This window comes from Bradyrhizobium icense (genome assembly GCF_001693385.1).
Lineage (GTDB): Bacteria > Pseudomonadota > Alphaproteobacteria > Rhizobiales > Xanthobacteraceae > Bradyrhizobium > Bradyrhizobium icense.
Genome location: NZ_CP016428.1, coordinates 2424343 through 2440429, shown reverse-complemented (window position 1 = coordinate 2440429; position 16087 = coordinate 2424343). Strand labels below are relative to the sequence as shown.

General features: G+C 57.0%; 26 protein-coding genes. 12 read left to right on the top strand and 14 right to left on the bottom strand.

Annotated features, from left to right (window positions below):
• Nucleotides 1-12: 12 nt before the first annotated feature.
• Complete coding sequence (locus tag LMTR13_RS11525; protein ID WP_065727985.1) at nucleotides 13-558, bottom strand: TIGR03809 family protein; 546 nt, start codon at nucleotides 556-558, stop codon at nucleotides 13-15.
• A gap of 57 nt (nucleotides 559-615) precedes the next feature.
• Between LMTR13_RS11525 and LMTR13_RS40630 the strand changes: the two genes are divergently transcribed.
• The 12 genes from LMTR13_RS40630 (at nucleotide 616) to LMTR13_RS11485 (ending at nucleotide 4856) form a co-directional block, all read left to right on the top strand.
• Nucleotides 616-1272, top strand: coding sequence for a hypothetical protein (locus LMTR13_RS40630; RefSeq protein ID WP_156795574.1), 657 nt, complete (start codon nucleotides 616-618; stop codon nucleotides 1270-1272).
• Between the two features lie 14 nt (nucleotides 1273-1286).
• Complete coding sequence (locus LMTR13_RS40625) at nucleotides 1287-1502, top strand: hypothetical protein (protein ID WP_156795573.1); 216 nt, start codon at nucleotides 1287-1289, stop codon at nucleotides 1500-1502.
• An 18-nt stretch (nucleotides 1503-1520) separates the two neighbouring features.
• Nucleotides 1521-1721: a hypothetical protein gene (locus tag LMTR13_RS11520; protein ID WP_065727984.1), complete on the top strand. Its 201-nt coding sequence runs from the start codon at nucleotides 1521-1523 to the stop codon at nucleotides 1719-1721.
• A 258-nt stretch (nucleotides 1722-1979) separates the two neighbouring features.
• A complete protein-coding gene (locus LMTR13_RS11515) occupies nucleotides 1980-2180 on the top strand; it encodes a DUF1391 family protein (protein ID WP_065727983.1) in 201 nt (66 codons plus the stop codon).
• A 67-nt stretch (nucleotides 2181-2247) separates the two neighbouring features.
• Nucleotides 2248-2544, top strand: coding sequence for a hypothetical protein (locus tag LMTR13_RS40620; RefSeq protein ID WP_156795572.1), 297 nt, complete (start codon nucleotides 2248-2250; stop codon nucleotides 2542-2544).
• A gap of 14 nt (nucleotides 2545-2558) precedes the next feature.
• A complete protein-coding gene (locus LMTR13_RS40615) occupies nucleotides 2559-2738 on the top strand; it encodes a hypothetical protein (RefSeq protein ID WP_156795571.1) in 180 nt (59 codons plus the stop codon).
• Between the two features lie 12 nt (nucleotides 2739-2750).
• Entirely contained in the window at nucleotides 2751-2987 is a 237-nt protein-coding gene (locus LMTR13_RS11505) for a hypothetical protein (protein WP_065727981.1), read from the top strand.
• Nucleotides 2988-3002: 15 nt separating this feature from the next.
• A complete protein-coding gene (locus LMTR13_RS40610; protein ID WP_156795570.1) occupies nucleotides 3003-3173 on the top strand; it encodes a hypothetical protein in 171 nt (56 codons plus the stop codon).
• 16 nt (nucleotides 3174-3189) lie between these two features.
• Nucleotides 3190-3384 (top strand): hypothetical protein, encoded by a 195-nt coding sequence (locus LMTR13_RS11500; protein WP_065727980.1) that lies wholly within the window; start codon nucleotides 3190-3192, stop codon nucleotides 3382-3384.
• Nucleotides 3385-3408: 24 nt separating this feature from the next.
• Nucleotides 3409-3618: a hypothetical protein gene (locus tag LMTR13_RS11495; RefSeq protein WP_065727979.1), complete on the top strand. Its 210-nt coding sequence runs from the start codon at nucleotides 3409-3411 to the stop codon at nucleotides 3616-3618.
• Nucleotides 3602-3877 (top strand): hypothetical protein, encoded by a 276-nt coding sequence (locus LMTR13_RS11490; RefSeq protein WP_065727978.1) that lies wholly within the window; start codon nucleotides 3602-3604, stop codon nucleotides 3875-3877. Before LMTR13_RS11495 ends, LMTR13_RS11490 begins: the two co-directional genes overlap by 17 nt.
• 208 nt (nucleotides 3878-4085) lie before the next feature.
• Nucleotides 4086-4856, top strand: coding sequence for an FkbM family methyltransferase (locus LMTR13_RS11485; protein WP_065727977.1), 771 nt, complete (start codon nucleotides 4086-4088; stop codon nucleotides 4854-4856).
• On the opposite strand, the gene LMTR13_RS11480 is transcribed toward LMTR13_RS11485, so the two are convergent.
• From LMTR13_RS11480 to LMTR13_RS11425, 13 genes are all read right to left on the bottom strand, one after another.
• Nucleotides 4853-7909: a hypothetical protein gene (locus LMTR13_RS11480; RefSeq protein WP_065727976.1), complete on the bottom strand. Its 3057-nt coding sequence runs from the start codon at nucleotides 7907-7909 to the stop codon at nucleotides 4853-4855. The two genes, LMTR13_RS11485 and LMTR13_RS11480, sit on opposite strands and share 4 nt — an antisense overlap.
• Complete coding sequence (locus tag LMTR13_RS40605; protein ID WP_156795569.1) at nucleotides 7906-8748, bottom strand: hypothetical protein; 843 nt, start codon at nucleotides 8746-8748, stop codon at nucleotides 7906-7908. Before LMTR13_RS40605 ends, LMTR13_RS11480 begins: the two co-directional genes overlap by 4 nt.
• A 9-nt stretch (nucleotides 8749-8757) precedes the next feature.
• Complete coding sequence (locus tag LMTR13_RS11470; protein WP_065727974.1) at nucleotides 8758-9543, bottom strand: hypothetical protein; 786 nt, start codon at nucleotides 9541-9543, stop codon at nucleotides 8758-8760.
• Between the two features lie 387 nt (nucleotides 9544-9930).
• On the bottom strand, nucleotides 9931-10113 hold the full coding sequence (locus tag LMTR13_RS11465; RefSeq protein ID WP_065727973.1) for a hypothetical protein: 183 nt from the start codon (nucleotides 10111-10113) through the stop codon (nucleotides 9931-9933).
• Nucleotides 10110-10520 (bottom strand): hypothetical protein, encoded by a 411-nt coding sequence (locus LMTR13_RS11460; RefSeq protein WP_065727972.1) that lies wholly within the window; start codon nucleotides 10518-10520, stop codon nucleotides 10110-10112. Before LMTR13_RS11460 ends, LMTR13_RS11465 begins: the two co-directional genes overlap by 4 nt.
• A 122-nt stretch (nucleotides 10521-10642) precedes the next feature.
• Nucleotides 10643-10792 (bottom strand): hypothetical protein, encoded by a 150-nt coding sequence (locus LMTR13_RS40600; RefSeq protein WP_156795568.1) that lies wholly within the window; start codon nucleotides 10790-10792, stop codon nucleotides 10643-10645.
• 1 nt (nucleotide 10793) lies between these two features.
• Nucleotides 10794-11282, bottom strand: a complete 489-nt coding sequence (locus tag LMTR13_RS11455; RefSeq protein ID WP_065727971.1) for a hypothetical protein — start codon at nucleotides 11280-11282, stop codon at nucleotides 10794-10796.
• The gene (locus LMTR13_RS11450) at nucleotides 11279-11518 is read right to left on the bottom strand and encodes a hypothetical protein (protein WP_065727970.1); all 240 of its coding nucleotides are present in this window, start codon (nucleotides 11516-11518) and stop codon (nucleotides 11279-11281) included. The genes LMTR13_RS11455 and LMTR13_RS11450 overlap by 4 nt, the downstream gene beginning before the upstream one ends.
• A complete protein-coding gene (locus LMTR13_RS41645) occupies nucleotides 11519-12430 on the bottom strand; it encodes a peptidoglycan-binding protein (protein WP_197521074.1) in 912 nt (303 codons plus the stop codon).
• Between the two features lie 75 nt (nucleotides 12431-12505).
• Entirely contained in the window at nucleotides 12506-13369 is an 864-nt protein-coding gene (locus LMTR13_RS11440) for a sialate O-acetylesterase (RefSeq protein WP_210184857.1), read from the bottom strand.
• 27 nt (nucleotides 13370-13396) lie between these two features.
• A complete protein-coding gene (locus LMTR13_RS11435; protein WP_065727968.1) occupies nucleotides 13397-15190 on the bottom strand; it encodes a hypothetical protein in 1794 nt (597 codons plus the stop codon).
• Nucleotides 15187-15738 carry a hypothetical protein gene (locus LMTR13_RS11430; RefSeq protein ID WP_156795567.1) on the bottom strand — a complete coding sequence of 184 codons (552 nt, stop codon included), beginning with the start codon at nucleotides 15736-15738 and terminating at the stop codon, nucleotides 15187-15189. The genes LMTR13_RS11435 and LMTR13_RS11430 overlap by 4 nt, the downstream gene beginning before the upstream one ends.
• A complete protein-coding gene (locus tag LMTR13_RS11425; protein WP_065727966.1) occupies nucleotides 15735-16079 on the bottom strand; it encodes a hypothetical protein in 345 nt (114 codons plus the stop codon). Before LMTR13_RS11425 ends, LMTR13_RS11430 begins: the two co-directional genes overlap by 4 nt.
• Nucleotides 16080-16087 lie beyond the last annotated feature (8 nt).

Genomic DNA, 16087 nt, shown 5'->3' with positions numbered 1-16087 from the left:
CTCCTCGCCCACCTACAGCGCGTTGCGCAGCAGCGGATAGCGTTCCTTCATCGCGTCGAGATCGAGCGCCGGAAACGACATCTCGTCCAGTGCCAGCACATCCGGCACGGACGGCGCCTCGTCCGCCACGGCGAGCTGGCTTTCCAGCGCGACCAGAACATCCGCGGGAATATCGCGCAGCGGCGCGGCCGCAATCGGCGGCGGCTCGGCGACAATCGGTGGCGACTGCAGTTGCGGCTGAAGGTGCACGACCGGCTTTCGATAGCCCTCATCGCGCGGTAGCGGCGTCAGCGGCAGCGGCGTCGTTCGACGGCGGCCAAGCCAGGCCAGGTCGATCTGCGTGTTGTCGAGTGAAGCTTCGCGGCTCAACAGGTCACGCCAGGTTGCAACGGCGGCCTTGGCTTCCTGGATGTTTTCGAGGAATTCGCGTTCGGTGTGAAAGCGGCGCCAGCGCCCGGTCTCGAACAGTTCGGTGAGATATTCCAGCCGTTGCTCGGCAAGGTTGCACCAGCGCGCAACAATGTTGCGGCCACGTGCCACGTCTGCAGGATGTGCCATAAATCAGCCCGTAAGAGAGAGACGGACGCAGACGCAACCGAGACGAATCAGTGGGATGTGACAGGGATATTCTGTGGAAAACTTTTTCGTTGTCCAGTGCGTCAAGCTGCGGGGCGCGAGCCATCGAAGAAACCCGCACAAATACGGGGCGCGATCAGCTCTGTTTACGATCAAGCCGCACAACAGCATGGCCGTGTTGCGCAGCGTGCCTCGATCATTTCATTTGAGAAGATACACGGGAAAATTGCGCATGGCGTAGAACGAGTCGGAAAACTTGCAGGCGGCAAGCCGTCACGGTGCCACACGCAACGCCTCGTCCAAAAACATGCGCCGAAAATGAAAGACCCGTCCGGGGGGTGTTTATACGTTCCCACCCGTATTGATTTTGCTACGATTTTTGCCAATTACCCTTCCGTTCACGGAAGAACAGGAGCGAACATGGATAGAACAGATTTGAAAACTGACACGCCTACAGCACGCCCGCGTTCGCTGTCTGATCTGCGATCGTGGCTGCACAGCTACCGCATCAGGCATCCGGGTCGGGACGGCTTGCCCTTCTCCAACCGAGCCTCCGACATCATCCGGACGATCGACGACCGGCGCCCAATGACGCCCGAGATCCGACGCGCCGCCCGTGAGCTGGCCGAACTCGACCCGGCCCTCGCATGGCTGCCGGCGTGGAAGCCGCGGGTGGCCGTCCCCGTTCGTCAGTAGAAAGGGAACATAAGATGCCCAACGCATCCGAGGTTATAGAATCCTGCCTGATCGAAGAAACCAATCTTGGCCGCTGCAGTCAAACTGCAGACGCCGTAATCGGCTATCTCAATGCCGCCGGCTACCTCATCATCACCAAAGATCTGGTGGAACACGCCGCGAAGCTTCTAGAACACTACCCATGCGTAGCGAACGCGCTGGACGAACTATCAGAGTCACAGCGATTTTGACTAGAGAGGGAACATAAGATGGGAGAGAACTATTCAGACGCCTTCCTGAAAGCTTGGAACGCGCGCCCTTGGCTCCTGGAAAAGGAATCCGACAAGGACCGAGCTTGGCGCTGGTGGCAGGCTGCCAAAGCAGCCCCCGACGAGCCGCACCACAATATCCCATTTCACGAAGAGACGATGGCGGGACTGGACGCGCTGTCGATACGCAAGCGATCCTGACCGATGACCGCAGCTAAGTTTGGCGCTCCCGCCGTTTTAGTTCCCGTTCGACCGCTTCCCGGATGAATTCGGCGCGCCGGTTCGGCCCGGCGAGCGCGTCAATCCGCTCCAATGCCTCTATTGAAAGCCGAACAACGGTTGCCTTAACCTGCATTGGCGGGCGCCCCATGAAAATTCTCTCCCTAAAAGCGATATCGCTTATTGACACTATATCCGATATCGCTTATAACTGCAATATCAGATCACGGGAGACGGGACATGCACATTCAAGACCAGGGAAACAACGAAACGATTAGCCGGGGCATTTTCGAACTTCACGGCAAATTCACTGCCCTCACATTCTCGGAGTCCAAGACCTTCAAGACCCGCAAGGGCGCAGAGGCTTGGCTGGCAAAGCGCGGCTTTAACCCGGACGGATCACCGACGCCCCGGCAACTGCTGGTCAGGCCGTCCATCTGAGGAGATGGCGATGGGACGCGCCCTTTGAGCAGCCCCTAGAACCGTGACCGAACATCGTGGAGGAGAAATGGAAGCGGAATTTGACGGCAAAATCTACCCACACGAAATGATTGCCGAACGTCAGCGAGATCTTGCCGTCAGCATCACGGCCTTGCGCATGATGCAGGAGCATCACGGCAATCCGTATTTCAGCTTCAAGTGCGTGAGCCCTACCGAAGAGGCTAAGTGGTATCAGAAGGCTGAGGCCGTAATACCACCCGTTAAGGGCGTGCCAGATCGGCGCGGAGGCCCCACCGAGTCTGATCCGGATCGCCCCTACTGCAAGCCGGATCAATCGTGCTGTGACTTCTGTTGCGGCAATTGATGGAGGTGCGGGAAATGAACGAACAACATCTGCAATGGCGCGATGATGCCAAGCGGCGGGAGCAGCTTCGCATCCAAGCTCTAGGCGCGGCCATTTCGCGGCGCGATTGGTGGGCAGCAGAGCGGGCCTACAACGAAATTCGAGACGCATTCGACCGGCCGGATATTTACGGCGATCCGCCTCCCCACTCTTGAGCAGGAAATGCCATGAAGATTGAAATTGAATGGCTGCATGACAGCTACGACAACTGCGAGACTTGCGGCACGTCATATGCCGAAGGCGCTCGGGTGTATGTAGACGGGGCGTTAGCGGTCGATATGAGCCCGGTGGCGCATTGCTTAGGTGGAGCGCACTATTCGGATTCCGATGTTTACTCGGCTATCCTGAAGCACCTCGGGCATGAGGTCTTGATCCGCCCCGAGCCGGCTTCTACGCAGTCGTAAACAGGGAGGATGACTATGGACGAGAAGAAGCCGGTCTTTGAAGTTACGGTATCCGTAGATGGCTGGGCAACGCCGCCCGCAGATAAGCAAATTATCGTAAATGACGGGCCTCCACAGGACGTCGCGGTGAGGATCAAGAGCGGAGATAAGGTTATTGTTGTGGATCGGGCTCCACCGCAATCATAAAACAGGAATTGCCGATATGCCGATGACCAACGCTGATTTTGCGAAATTCGCAGCCAGGATAGCGAAGCGAGCGGCCGAATGGGCCGGCGACTCTCTCGATCTGCAGGAATATCGAGACAAACCGATCCGCCAAGGAGACGCCGACAGGTTCATTAAAGCTCAGCGTGAGCTGCTGGACTATATCGAGCGCGAAACCCGAGACGCCTTGTAGACGTGTTCTAAACAGGGACAGCCGATGGCAAAGATTCATCAATTCGTTACCGCAGACAAGCGAGAGGCGTTCGCGGAGGCGCAATTCAAGGAAGCGGACAGGCTTGCAAAAGAAGCCGAAAAATTGATGAAAAAGGTGGTTAAGCTGCGTCAGTCTGCGAACCGCCTGCTCGCACCCCGCCGGCTATCGGTCATCAGAAAGCGGAGGATGCTTCACCATGAGCGAGATGATTGAGAGAGTGGCCAGGGCAATTGCTGTAGCGATTGTTTCGCAGTCTCGGTCTGGCGCAACTTTTGATGAAAAACCCGTCTTGATGATTGCCGACGAGGACAGTAATTCATTCTGGGAGCTTATGCCGGTTGCTCGCGCTGCTATTGAGGCGATGCGGAAGCCCACGCAAGCGATGGTCGATCAATTCGAGGGGCATAAGGAGCAGGAGGCCGCCGCGTTCTATTGGGGCTGGATGATAGATGCCGCGTTAAAGGATGGTTAATAACCGAACAGGTGTCGCCTCCCCCTCCGCTGGTCATTGTCCCCAATTTTGTCAAGGGGATTGGCGGGGGTGGGAAGGTGGGGTAGGTTGGCGGGGATGCAATCTTTCGTTTTAGAACACTTCGCTTATTTCACGCTCCCCGGGGTAGCAATTTGCATTGTGGGCGCCACGTTGGTTTTTCGGCGCGCTTTAAAAAATCAGGCAGAGAATGAAAAACTTATTAAAGAGAGCGGTTTCCAACCTGGGCTACGAGATCAAGAGAACGCAGCCGACGCATGAGATGCGCGGTTTGGAGCTGCTAAACCAGCTTCGCAAGGACGCCAACCACGATGACGATCTGCGAAGGTTTCTCCGCTTCGTCATGAGAAATCTGTCAGTCTCTCGATCCCAGATATTTCAAGACCTATTCGTTCTGTCCATCCTCGGCGAAAAGCGCAGTGGTTATTTTGTGGAGTTTGGCGCTGCCGACGGGGAGTTTCTAAGCAACTCCGTGCTGCTGGAACGTGGGTACGGATGGCGCGGTATTGTCGCCGAGCCGTCGCGTGGTACGCATGCAGCGTTACAAGCGAATAGAGCTTGCAGTGTTGATCTGAGGTGCGTCTGGACCAAAACCGGCGAAACGCTGCAATTTTCCGAATCTCCGGAGACGGTTTTTTCAACCATCTCATCCGCGCGCGGATTGGACGAGCGGGGCCGAGACGGCGCTATTGAGTACCCAGTTGAGACGGTCTCGCTGAACGATTTATTGATCGAACACAATTCTCCGAAGGAGATTGACTATTTGTCAATCGATACGGAGGGCACAGAACTTCCGATCCTTAGCGCTTTCGATTTCTCGAAACGATCGTTTCGAGTGATCACCGTCGAACATAATTACGGACCCCAGCGGCAGCAAATTTTTTCCCTGCTAACGTCACTGGGCTACAAGCGGATGTTCGAAAGTATCAGCCTGTGGGATGACTGGTATGTTTTGGCCTAGGCATTGAACTGTTTGATCGCCTCGAATTGCGGATGCTCCACAGTCGTATAGATATCCGGGATAAGAGAGCCCCAAAGCTGAGCGCCGGCGAACAGGTATTGCGACGGGAACCCTCCCTGGACGCTTCCGGAACTAATCCCCACCACGGAGTTATAAAAGTCCGCAGTGTAGTCTTCCAGAGCCGGTGTAAATCGGGCGTCGTATCTCATCGCGATCAACGCCGTTGACATCGGGATTGATGCCGCGAGATTCAAGAAGTAGGTGAATGTCCCGCCGCCGGAAAATGCACCGACGCCGCTAGTGTCAAGGTCGGTGGTGATCTGGGTACCGTCCGCCGACACCGATGCAACAGTGACTACCTGATTATTGAAACCAGAAAAATTGCCAGTAAGACCGGACAACCGCAAGAACATGCCGGCAACGGTCGCCACATTGCCGAGCGCATTCCGCTGTTGGACCGCCCGGATCGATTGATTATTCGTCGTTGAAATGGTGAACACACAATTTGCCGCATTCGTCGCGCCAGTGATGACCGAGGTCACGCTGTTTGTGCTGTCAAATGCTTGCCCTCCCTCACCGTACCCCCCCTCGTAAGGCTCCAAATACTGAATGCCGAATCCGGCAGCCCAATCCGCCCAGTTCTTAAAGACGCGACTATAATACGGTTGCGTATAAATGCCCGGCGTCAAGGCGTGTGTGCCAGATCCTGCTGACCCGGCTGTGATAGTAGTTCCCCCGACCGTCGTCGCCAATTCCAATGAATCTGCGGTGAAGTTGGAAGCGCCGACGTAGTACAATTCACCATTGGAGAAATTGGTCGGCAAGGTGCCGCCGGTAGTCATAAACACCAGTTGATTGACTGAAAGCCCATGTCCGGGGCAGGAGATCGTCTTTGAGCCGTTAGTAAATGTGCAAGGACCGCCACCAACCAAACTTGACATATAAGCCGCAGTTGCCGCGGCTTTTGCCGCGGCGTCGCCAACATAATGATTGTAAGCAAACCTCACTTCATTGCACTGACCGAGCGCGCCGGGCGCGGTATAATGCGCCGGAGATACGGTTGTCACCCACCGCCACGCCTCCGCGACACCAACGCTCGACGAATACCCAGCCTGCGGCGTGGTGCCGAGGTATTTCGTTGATGCCAGCCTCGGATTGCTAGACGTAGTGCCAGATAGGCCGGTCGATGTTTGTACACCCGCGACAACACGATAAAGCGTTCCGGCGAGCGGATCGCCCCCATAGACCGCATTGATGGCCTGTCCGATCGTTGAAGTTGCCTTGCCGTACCAGTTATTATAGTCGGAGCTGCCCCATCCATAGACTTGGCTAATGGAATTCGCGTAGGACGTTTGATAAAAGCCGCCGGCCGTATTCCAAGTTTCGTTCGGCCCCTCGTATCGAGGAATCATCCACGATGGCGAATTCGCCCTTACATAGGTTGCAAGCTCGGTGTGCCAGTCCGACATTGGCGTGCAAGCAAGCGGCGGCGACGTGAACCACGGATGCGCGCCCATCTCCTTGCATATTCGAAGGCAGATAGAAATTGGAACCGCATTCTGAATACCCCCGGCGCCGAGCGTTCCGCCCTGTTTAATCCACCCGTCAAGGGTGGCATCGTAGACCAATGTGGCAAGGCTTTTTACGGACCCGCCAACTGGATACGAATTACCGCCACGGTTGATGTACGTCGCGTACTCACTCACGATCGGCACGCCTCTTGTCGAACCGACATTTAACGTCGGAACGGTGTAAGCTAAAGGGGTACCAGTTCCTGAGGTGGCGAAGTTTATAGCCGAGCCGCCGAGAGTGGACGAAACGTTAATCGTGAAATCGTCGACTACCGTGACGTAGTACATCGTCAGGGGGAAAGTTGGGCTAGCAACGATGCCCGTCGGCAGAGACCCGCCGGATATTTGAAATATGCAGCGGTTACCATCAACCAACCCATGACCAAGCGTCAGGGTTTGTGACGCAACAGTCATTGAATTGTTGAGGGTGTACGTTCCGGTACCACCGATCCCCGTGCCGAGGCCGATGATCCTGGTTCCGGCGGTGACGCCTGGCCCGCTCACTCCCATTCCAATAGACGCAATACCGGCAGCGGTATTGCTCGATCCTACCTGCGCTGTGATGGTGAGAGTGGTACCCGAGATAGAAGCGGTGACATCAGTGTCCCATGTGATATTGGGAGATCCGCCGCCAGCAAACGTAACTCCGGTTGGGTCAGACTGCCCCGGCGACGGCTCATTAAAGACAGCGTGCACAGTCGTTTTGTCGACTAGACCAGACCAGTTCGACGGAGCAGCCACTGCATAGTCAGCGCCGGAATTAGTCGTTATCCCCGACCCCGCAAGATTGCAGAGCAAATCAGCTCTGAACTGCGAGGAGTTGTAACTATAGTATGTTTCCGGCCTGCTCGCCGTATCCCAAGTTGAGACATTCGTGATGTTCGCGGCTTGCCAGTTCAAGAACCTGAGAGCGCCAAAATTTGCCTCTTGGAGACGTGCCTTGAACTTGGCACTGAAGACCTCACCGGCATTGTAAGCGTCTTCTTCGTCGACGTGCACCAGTCGGATGTTGGTAACCCGCGTCGCGCCATTGACAGTGTGGCCAATGGTCAGCCGAGTGGCCGTGGTTAGTGAAAATTCATATCGACCCGCGCCGCCACCAAGATTCGACAAGCTTCCGCTTACAGTGGTCAGCGAGCCTCCGCCGGACGCAATAGAGGCGGTCAGCGTTCCGAGACCATCCCATATTAGAGCATAGTTGCCCGGATATTCAGTCTGCGAGGGGATGTAGAGGTTGCCAGTCCGCAGGCCGCTGCGAGGTAACGTAACGTTTGCCGTCGCCCAATAGCCATCATCGTCGAAAAGGTCCGGCGTCAACGCGACAGCCGTCGAGTTGTCGCCCCAATTCCACAACTGTGATTCTTTCATCTTGTTGATGAAAGGAAACTCACCGCCGCCCTGTAAGAAGTTGAAGTTGACCTCTGAACGCCCCCCATTGAAGCGCGAAGTCGAGGCGGCGAAACTCAGAAGCCCTACCGTCATCCGCCGATTACCTTAGCGGCGGCGGTGCCTCCGGGCGCCGTAATTGTCACACCAGAATTGTTCTTCAGGTCAAATGAATTTGTTGCAGGAACTGTAGTTCCGGCGAAGGCCATACCACGGATCAAAGCCCAAGATATAACTGACCCAACGGCACAGTTGATCGTTGCCTTGGTGTCAGCGCCGCTGGAAATGTTGAATTGCGCCGATGAGCTGCCGTTCCATGCCAGCGGGGCCGTGACCCCTTGTGCCGATCCGTTACCAAACGTCAGGAATGTTGGAGGGTTCAAGTTCAAAGCGGCAAAGGTATTATTGCCGCTGATAGATATCTGAGACCCACCGGAGCGGGCACCGAATGTGACGATGTTGTAAGTCAACCCGCCACCGGCAAATGTTGCGGAGTTGCCGTTCGCCGGGTTGTTTATTTGAATGGTCGAGGTGCCAGCGTTGAACGTCAGGTTCGTGGTGGTGGCCGCGTCAAAAACGCTACCGTTGTTGCCAACGAGAGTGAACGTACCAGAGCCCAGATTGATTGTGCGAGTGCCAGTCCCTGAAATACTGAAATTCGGAGAGGACGATAGATTAAAGGTGATGTTGGGGTTGTTCGTGGCAAAGTCCAGTGTACCGGTGAACGCACCGCAAACTAGCGATTGGATCGTGTTCGATGCGTTGATTGTTGCCGCTACTGTTACAGTGCCGCCTCCGCTCGATCCATCAAACGTGACCGTATCGGCGGAAGACGGAACGCTTGCGCCGCTCGCTCCACCGGAGGTCGCTGACCAATTTGCGGTACTAGAGTCGTTCCACGTCCCCGTGCCGCCAACCCAAAATCGAGAGGCCATGTTCTGTCCTTACTTGTAATAAGCGGTAACAACGACATCGTTTGCGCCAGGGGCGCCCGTGTCGTTGTCGGCAAGGCCGGTCGTGGCCGCCATTGAAAGCGCGGTGCCGAACGTCAGGCCGAGGCCGCCGAAGTTCTCGGTAAGGACGGTAGCCAAATCGGCGCTGCCGCCACCTGGAACGACGATGGTATCGACCGGCGTTGTGGTACCCACCGTGACGTTCGCTGCGGTCGCGTTGTATAGCTTCACAAATCGTGCCGAAGTCGTTCGGTTCGTGATACGGAGCTTGTAGAGACAGCCTGCAGTGGTCTTCACGTCCTCCGCGGTCTCGTCCAGATCGAGCGAACGGAAGATTGAGAGGCCACCCGAGGTATGGGGTTGCGGCGTCATGATGATCTTGCGGTCCAGCGTCATGCGCGCCGCGCCTGCATCGCCCTCGTCTACGCTGTCGGTCGAGGATTCGTCCGCAACGAAGCCGGCAACGTTGACATTGGAGGTGCCGGCGGTGAAAGCAGCGTCGTCAACCAGGGCCGTCTTGTCCTCGTTGGACAAGGCCACAGGGGCCGAAGAAGCAGCAGCCGCGCGGCCGTTGGCGTTCACACTGTCGGGATGGATCGCGACTACGAGGCCGTAATCAGATGCAGCGGGCGCCCCGTCAGTGACAGTCGCAACGCCAGCATTCGTTGCCGGATCGCCGATGACGACGACCTGCCGATGGTTTCCGTTGGTGCCTTCGGTTCGGGTATCAATGTTCGTTCCCGATCCGGCAGTAATTGCTACAGCGGTATCAGCCATAGTGGTTTGTCCTTATGATGCGTGGGTTAGTGCGAGCAGGAGGCCGATCGGCTGTCCTGTAGTTCCTGCGCCGCCGCCGGCAGCGGTTGCTTTTCCGTTGGCGCCCAACTTTCCAAAGTCGCGTCCAAGTCCGCCAAGCCTCATACTTGCGTTCCTTCTCAAAGAGTGCGGCAAAGAAAAAGCCCGCCGGTTAGGGCGGGCAGTTGGGAGGCGAATACAGGGTCAGGAGGGTGTCCCTGCAGCCCTCTCGGGCGGGTGTACGGCTCGCGCCGAATTCAGATGATCCCAAACAAGCGAAGAAAGCCGAATAGCGCGACGCCGCCGGCCAGAATTGCTCCGCCGACCATCGTCAGCACGGCGCGAAGCTGCTTGTCTTCCGGCCTCTGGCTAAACACCGCAAACCTTCCTTATTCTCGCGATATCCTTCGGGCTGTAGCCGTTGGCAATGGCCCACGCGTAGGCGGCCAGCTTGCCATGCTGTGCAATGTGCGCGCGGATCATGTGGCAATCGACGGGAGGCGCGGGCGGGTCTGCGACGGTTAGCGCCAGCGCCACGGCAAGAACGATCAATTCGGAGATCTCAGAATGCGCCGCATGTCTTCCTTCAGGTCGGTCACCGCGCCCTTGATGGTTTCGCCCATCCGGTCGATTGCCTTTTCGAAATCCGGGATCTTCACGTAGTTGTCACGACCGTAAATCTCGACTTCGCGGACCTTCTTCTCAATATCGGCGATATACTGTCGCATGGCTGCGCCAACCTCTCCGAAATTGTGATCCTGGGCTTTCTGATCGGTATCGAATCTGGCTTCCATCGCTTCCATTTTCACGATGATCTTATCTAGCTCATCGCCGATATGTTTCTTGAACTCGGCCCGCATCTGTTCGACGAAGCGGCCTGCTCCGAACCACATCCCGGTCCATGTGATAAGGAACCCAAGAGCGCCGAGCCCCAGCGTCACCCATTGATAGGTCGTCATCCCCATTAATCTCCTAGCAACCGCCGTTCGCTAGGATCACTTCCCAGCCTGACCCCTGTTAACGCTCGGGGTTTGGTTAGGGTCATCGCGGCGTCGCAAGCGTCCGCGGTGGCCCGCCTTCCTCATATCTTGGCCTTGATCGCCTTGATCTTGTCGTTGAGGTCGCCGATGCGGTCTTCGGCACCTTTGTACCAGAGCAGCAGCGGCTCTTTGCAGAACCAGATGAGCGCGCCGCCACCTGCGACGCCGAGAGCTAGACCAAGCCAGAACATGCTATTTTCCTTTCTGCATAATTGCCTGCGTCGCAGCCATCCCCTGCGTTCGCATGATCACTCGATTTCCAAACCAGAATCCCATGATGGCACCAAAGACCGCTTCGTCGGATTCGCCCCAGAGTAGTTTCACGACTTGGCCGAGGTCGTAGCCCTGATTAACCGCGTAGATGAACAGCCCGACCTTCATCAGCAGGTAGAGCGTGAAGAACATCAGCGTGACAAAAGGTCGGATAAATACGGCCATCGCGTCCACAAAACGGTAGCCACTAGCGCCACTTGCAAAATCATAAATATGCTCTGCTTGTCGAGCATCCACCTGAGCATTCGCAATGTCCACCTGCCCGGCGACCTTCTCTCGTTCGCCCTGCTGACGGAGTTTCTCCATCTCGACGGCATGGGCATTATTCTCCCGCAAGGTGAGCCACTGAACGAGCAGCGGGGCAACCGTGGAGAGAAACCCAGCGATAGCGCCGATGGCTGCAATCATGGCTTCTGCTCTGCTATAGACTTGATCGTGTCATCCTTCTGCTTGCTGCCGGCGCTGCTGCCGACCCAGTACGACACCACCCCGGCGGCCATTGTCGACCACGCGCCGAGCAGGAACAGAACAACCGATTCCTTGACGCCTGCAAGCTCAGGCTTCATCGCGAGAAACGAGAAAACAGAAAATCCAGTGAGGACGATCACCGAAACAACGAGCGGCGCAATGCCTTCCTTCAACATTCAATTCCCCTTCGGTCTGAAAAGATCGAACACCCGCCCCCAAAACGTCGGGGCTAGATCGGTACGGGCTTTCGTGCCCGGCGGCGGCAATGTGATTTCAGGCGGGACCGGGATCGTGGGAAGCGGTTTGCCTTTCGCCAAGGCCACTTCGATCGCGGCAATGGTGTTCGGACCGGCGATGCCGTCGACGGCAAGGCCCTGCGCAAGTTGGAAGGCCCGGACAGCGTTGCGCGTTGCTGGCCCGACGATGCCATCAACGTCAAGCTGCGGGTCGGTGCCGAGCTTGTTGAGCGACGACTGCAGCCATTCCCCATCCCGCAGCGCGCCGGCAGGCGTCGACGTCGGCCCATCCTCGAACCTGATGGATGGATCGAGCTTCATCATGGCCAGGATCAGGCCGGCGCAGCCGAGTTGCTTGTCGACTTCGTTGGGATCGAACACGCCGTCCCGAACATATTTGCCGCGCGAATACTGGTCAGTCCCAGACCACACGTAAGGCGACGGCATGCCGCGGCGCATGTATCCAAGGCCGTTGTACTCCTCCAGCTTGGTCAGGGTGCCAGCGATCGACCAGTCTCTGTTGCGCGCCGCGTAAGGCCCGCAGTTGACCAGCGCGTCGATTGCTGCGGCCTCCCATGAGCCGAACGGCCCGCGGCCGGCCGGGACGTGAGTGGAGACCCGGTTCCAAGGGTCGCCCTGCGCGAGACTGCGCTCCCAATTCTGCGAGGATTCGCGCTGATGCGTCACGGCGATGAAGGGCCACGGAACGCCTGTTGCATGCTCAACCGCCAGATAGCGCGTCTTGGTCGCGACCAGCCGCTTCGCGACCGGAACGAATTCCGGCCCGCGCGTCAGCTTGGCATTTGCCCAGCGCTTCGCGTTCGCCGCTTTCAGGGCGTTGGTGTCTACCATAGGGTTGCTCGATTATGGTTTTGGCAAAGAAAAGGCCGCCCTTGGGCGGCCATGTCAGGTTTGATTTTGGCGAGACTAGAAAGTGATTGCACTTATGGCAGCGATGCCCATCGTGGCCGCGCTGTTGCCGCCCGTAGCGTTAAGGTGCGTCTGGTCGGGGTTTCGGCTGGAGTCTGGAATGCTGTCCATATCCTCGCCAGCGAAAATCGTCGTCCCGTTGACGAGGGCCATTTGAGCTGCCTGTATAGCCGCGCTATTGGTGCCTATGTAGCGCGTCTCCTTTGCCACCATCCACTTTGCGCCGGGAAGGTGCGGAGATACTAGGCCGTACAGCGCGCTGAAACGGTCGGTGTACTGCTGTTGAGTTGTGCCGTCTCTGGTGTCGCTCTCGCCCTGGTTCCACTTTACTAAGAACTTGACGTTGGGAGTAGCCGTGGTGATCCCTTGAGCGGCCAGTTTCTTCGCGGCGGCAACGATCTCTTTGTACGCGTCTGAGACGTAGTATTGGATAGTCACACCTGAGAGCGCAACGGGCACGAGAATAACCCGAGCGAATTTCCCGTTGCTGATGAGGCCGTCTGCGATTTTCAAGTTGAAATTATGTTCATCGCCGCCGGCACCGATCAGAGGATTAGCTGCGACATAGTTTTTGCCGTCATACCAGCAGTAATTGTCGATTTTCGAACCGTTGGTGGGGGTGAACGTATCGGTGATAATGCTCAATGCCAGCGACTGCCCCGCCACGAACATTATCAGCGTGCTCTCGTTCGCAATGGTTATGGCGCGCGCGGTCTTCGACTTATGCACATTGAAGTGGATCTGCTGGTTAGCGTAAGACCATTCATTGAAGAAGGTGCCGGGGTCTGGTGCAGATGTCGGACTGGATCGCTGGGCGAATCCGAGACGAGGAACAACGAATGGAGCGGCTATACTAGCCATGATGGCCGCGCGTCGCGTAATAGTCATCTAGTTCCACACTGAAACTGTTAAGTGCTGGTTGGAGTCAGAGTTAAATGTGTTTGCATTTGTGCCGTCGCTTGCTTCAAGCAAACTAACGAAGTGTCGACCAATAGGAGGATAAGCCTGATAATGTGGCAGCATGCTCCCGATATTGATCACCGCGGCGACTGTGCGGACAAATGTACGCGGAGAGGTGCAAGCGCTGGTCGAATTCAATCCAATGCAAATTGAGCCAAAGGAACCTGACACAGCCGTCGTATCAAGCCGCGTTGTAGCCATCACCGTTAAAGCATCCTGAGACAATCCGGTCGTAAATGTAACCTGATTGCCAGCACTCGCCCGCGCCTGCCTAAATGTGCCTGACGTATAGGTATAATTTGCACCATTGTCTATGACGGTTGCGACGCTTTTAGCGCGGTTGTACATATTCCACACGCCAAAATAGCCGGCCGTTCCGCCAGAGACAGATCCGCCAAAAATCATGTCGATGGTGCTGCTGCCGTTGGAGCAGATCGTTCCGGTATAGGTGCCGCGTTCAGCAGCCGGCCCATTGGTAATTGAAACAGCGTTCAGCAAAAGACCGTTGATAGAAGTCAATGCGGTCCCCGCGCTTCGCGCGCTGGTGCTGGTCCAAGCTGGGCCTCGGGTATTTCTGAACGTCCCGGCATCTGACCATGCAAACATATCGTAGCAGGAATCTGCCGCAACGGCCGCAGGCGATTTCGTCGTATCCGTCGTTGTTTGTGAGACCTCAGAAAATACAGTTGGAACAATATTCGTGCCGTCATAGATCGGAGCGATATTTCCATTGCTCGGCGTGTAATAAACGGTGGTGGCACCGGATACCGTAGAGGTCATCACGGCGACGCCCGTTGAGAGCGTAATTCTCCCTTGCGGAGCGCTCCATAAAGTCAGCGCACCTGTCTGGCCGTTGAGCGATGAAACCGAGCCAGCAGACGCAAGAGACGAAACCGTGGCATATTTCAGTGCATCTGACGCAGCCGAATCCGCGATCATAACCTTGTCGGCAGCGACGGGGGACGCCTTCTGGGTCAGCGCGGGAATTGATATGTCAGTTGGCGCAGCGCTTGACCCCGTCGCATTGCCTTTGACCGTATAGGCGGCCATTGTCGCTAGTTCGGAGTTGGCAACCGCCGTTCCGACCGACCATGCATCCGAACCCGTGCGGCGCGCGATGCCGGTACTCGCCAGCCCCTCAAGGGCCGCCAGATCATTCGCAAGTGCAAAGGTAGGATTGCCAGCGACGCCGGCCGGATTCGTGATGGTAAGGCCTGCCGCAGGGGCCGAAAGTGTACGCGCCGCGCCTGTGCCAGCGCCGGTATGCGCCCAAAGCCCGTCCGTTGAGTTTGCAGCCAGTGCGGCCAGGTCAGCATCGAACGCCTGCACGTCCGTCCCGATGACGACGCCGATATTTGTCCGCATCGTGGATGCGTTGCAATCGGTCGGAGATGCAGGGCCGGCGGTGGCGTTGCACTTCGTCGTGTTGGCCGCCATCGTGGCCAGCATGGCGTTCGTGACCTTGGCCGTGCCGATCGCCGTCACACCGGAGGCGTTCATGGTCACATCGCCAGAAAGTGCCGCGCATGCCGGATTGGCTGCGGTCTGTCCGATCGCAATCTCTGTTGCCGCACACAGGAGCGACGTAAAGCCGGTCTGGCCCGCGCCCTTGCCGATCGCAAAGGCGTGGTTAGTGACCGTGCCGCTGGTCTGGGCCAGCGCAGCCGAGGCAAAGAAAAAGGCGACTGACGCCGCCGCGAGAAGCCTATGCAGATAATTCATACAGCGTAACCTAGTCCTGTGGGAATCGGGTCGAACACAGCCGATGCGCCATCACTGGAAATCGACCACGATGTGAGACCGCCCTGAAACTCTTCCGATCCGTTCGGGTTGACCGTGTGCGGGAACGATCCAGCGTTGCCCTTCCAATCGACCACCTTGATCTTGCCGATCTTTGAGGCTGAGGCCGGAAGATTGATATTGCTCGGGCTCTCGTCAGCCGTCCGGTTCATGATCAGAAGCTGGGTTTCGTTCGCGACCGTGATGTCGCCGGCTTCTGTCACGATACGAACAGCGGCGGAATTCGTCAGCAGGCTTGCAAGAGATACCAGCGCGTAACCTGCTATGGCATCGTAAACCAGCACCATTTTAGTTGCCGGGTCAAACGACAGAATCTCAGCATACTCTGTATAGTCCAGGTCGAATGTGTAGACGCCATTTGCCTTGCTGATCGCAATGCCATTGCCGCCGACCAACTGCGCCGGGATGCGAGCCGCAACCCGCATCTTCAAGGCTGGTCGGGAAATCTTCAGGCGATAGGACTGGCTCAAGATGTTGGCCCGCCTTCCACGATCGGAACAGTGCAGGACAGGATTTGCGTCACCACATCGTCGATCGTAACCCGCAGGAACACATCATAGGTGCCGGCGCAAAGGTCATCCATATCGTCAGGCGTGAACGCCCACTGGAAGGTCGTAGAGCTCGGAAGCGTGATCTTGCCGTTGGCCGTCGAGGCCGTCAGGACCGCAGTGCTCGGATCGTTCTGCTTGCAGATGAACATTTCGAAAGTTGCATCGGTCAGCGTGACCTCTTCCCCGTTTTCGTCGATCAGAGGACTGACGGCAATCCAGTCTTCCTTGTTGGAGACGGCAGCGAGGGAGCCCGTGTACATCTATGCTG

Coding starts and splice junctions, on each gene's coding strand:
- LMTR13_RS11525 (WP_065727985.1), bottom strand. CDS start 558: ATGGCACATCCTGCAGACGTGGCACGTGGCCGCAACATTGTTGCGCGC.
- LMTR13_RS40625 (WP_156795573.1), top strand. CDS start 1,287: ATGCCCAACGCATCCGAGGTTATAGAATCCTGCCTGATCGAAGAAACC.
- LMTR13_RS11520 (WP_065727984.1), top strand. CDS start 1,521: ATGGGAGAGAACTATTCAGACGCCTTCCTGAAAGCTTGGAACGCGCGC.
- LMTR13_RS11515 (WP_065727983.1), top strand. CDS start 1,980: ATGCACATTCAAGACCAGGGAAACAACGAAACGATTAGCCGGGGCATT.
- LMTR13_RS40620 (WP_156795572.1), top strand. CDS start 2,248: ATGGAAGCGGAATTTGACGGCAAAATCTACCCACACGAAATGATTGCC.
- LMTR13_RS40615 (WP_156795571.1), top strand. CDS start 2,559: ATGAACGAACAACATCTGCAATGGCGCGATGATGCCAAGCGGCGGGAG.
- LMTR13_RS11505 (WP_065727981.1), top strand. CDS start 2,751: ATGAAGATTGAAATTGAATGGCTGCATGACAGCTACGACAACTGCGAG.
- LMTR13_RS40610 (WP_156795570.1), top strand. CDS start 3,003: ATGGACGAGAAGAAGCCGGTCTTTGAAGTTACGGTATCCGTAGATGGC.
- LMTR13_RS11500 (WP_065727980.1), top strand. CDS start 3,190: ATGCCGATGACCAACGCTGATTTTGCGAAATTCGCAGCCAGGATAGCG.
- LMTR13_RS11495 (WP_065727979.1), top strand. CDS start 3,409: ATGGCAAAGATTCATCAATTCGTTACCGCAGACAAGCGAGAGGCGTTC.
- LMTR13_RS11490 (WP_065727978.1), top strand. CDS start 3,602: ATGAGCGAGATGATTGAGAGAGTGGCCAGGGCAATTGCTGTAGCGATT.
- LMTR13_RS11485 (WP_065727977.1), top strand. CDS start 4,086: ATGAAAAACTTATTAAAGAGAGCGGTTTCCAACCTGGGCTACGAGATC.
- LMTR13_RS11480 (WP_065727976.1), bottom strand. CDS start 7,909: ATGACGGTAGGGCTTCTGAGTTTCGCCGCCTCGACTTCGCGCTTCAAT.
- LMTR13_RS40605 (WP_156795569.1), bottom strand. CDS start 8,748: ATGGCCTCTCGATTTTGGGTTGGCGGCACGGGGACGTGGAACGACTCT.
- LMTR13_RS11470 (WP_065727974.1), bottom strand. CDS start 9,543: ATGGCTGATACCGCTGTAGCAATTACTGCCGGATCGGGAACGAACATT.
- LMTR13_RS11460 (WP_065727972.1), bottom strand. CDS start 10,520: ATGACGACCTATCAATGGGTGACGCTGGGGCTCGGCGCTCTTGGGTTC.
- LMTR13_RS40600 (WP_156795568.1), bottom strand. CDS start 10,792: ATGTTCTGGCTTGGTCTAGCTCTCGGCGTCGCAGGTGGCGGCGCGCTC.
- LMTR13_RS11455 (WP_065727971.1), bottom strand. CDS start 11,282: ATGATTGCAGCCATCGGCGCTATCGCTGGGTTTCTCTCCACGGTTGCC.
- LMTR13_RS11450 (WP_065727970.1), bottom strand. CDS start 11,518: ATGTTGAAGGAAGGCATTGCGCCGCTCGTTGTTTCGGTGATCGTCCTC.
- LMTR13_RS41645 (WP_197521074.1), bottom strand. CDS start 12,430: ATGGTAGACACCAACGCCCTGAAAGCGGCGAACGCGAAGCGCTGGGCA.
- LMTR13_RS11440 (WP_210184857.1), bottom strand. CDS start 13,369: ATGGCTAGTATAGCCGCTCCATTCGTTGTTCCTCGTCTCGGATTCGCC.
- LMTR13_RS11435 (WP_065727968.1), bottom strand. CDS start 15,190: ATGAATTATCTGCATAGGCTTCTCGCGGCGGCGTCAGTCGCCTTTTTC.
- LMTR13_RS11425 (WP_065727966.1), bottom strand. CDS start 16,079: ATGTACACGGGCTCCCTCGCTGCCGTCTCCAACAAGGAAGACTGGATT.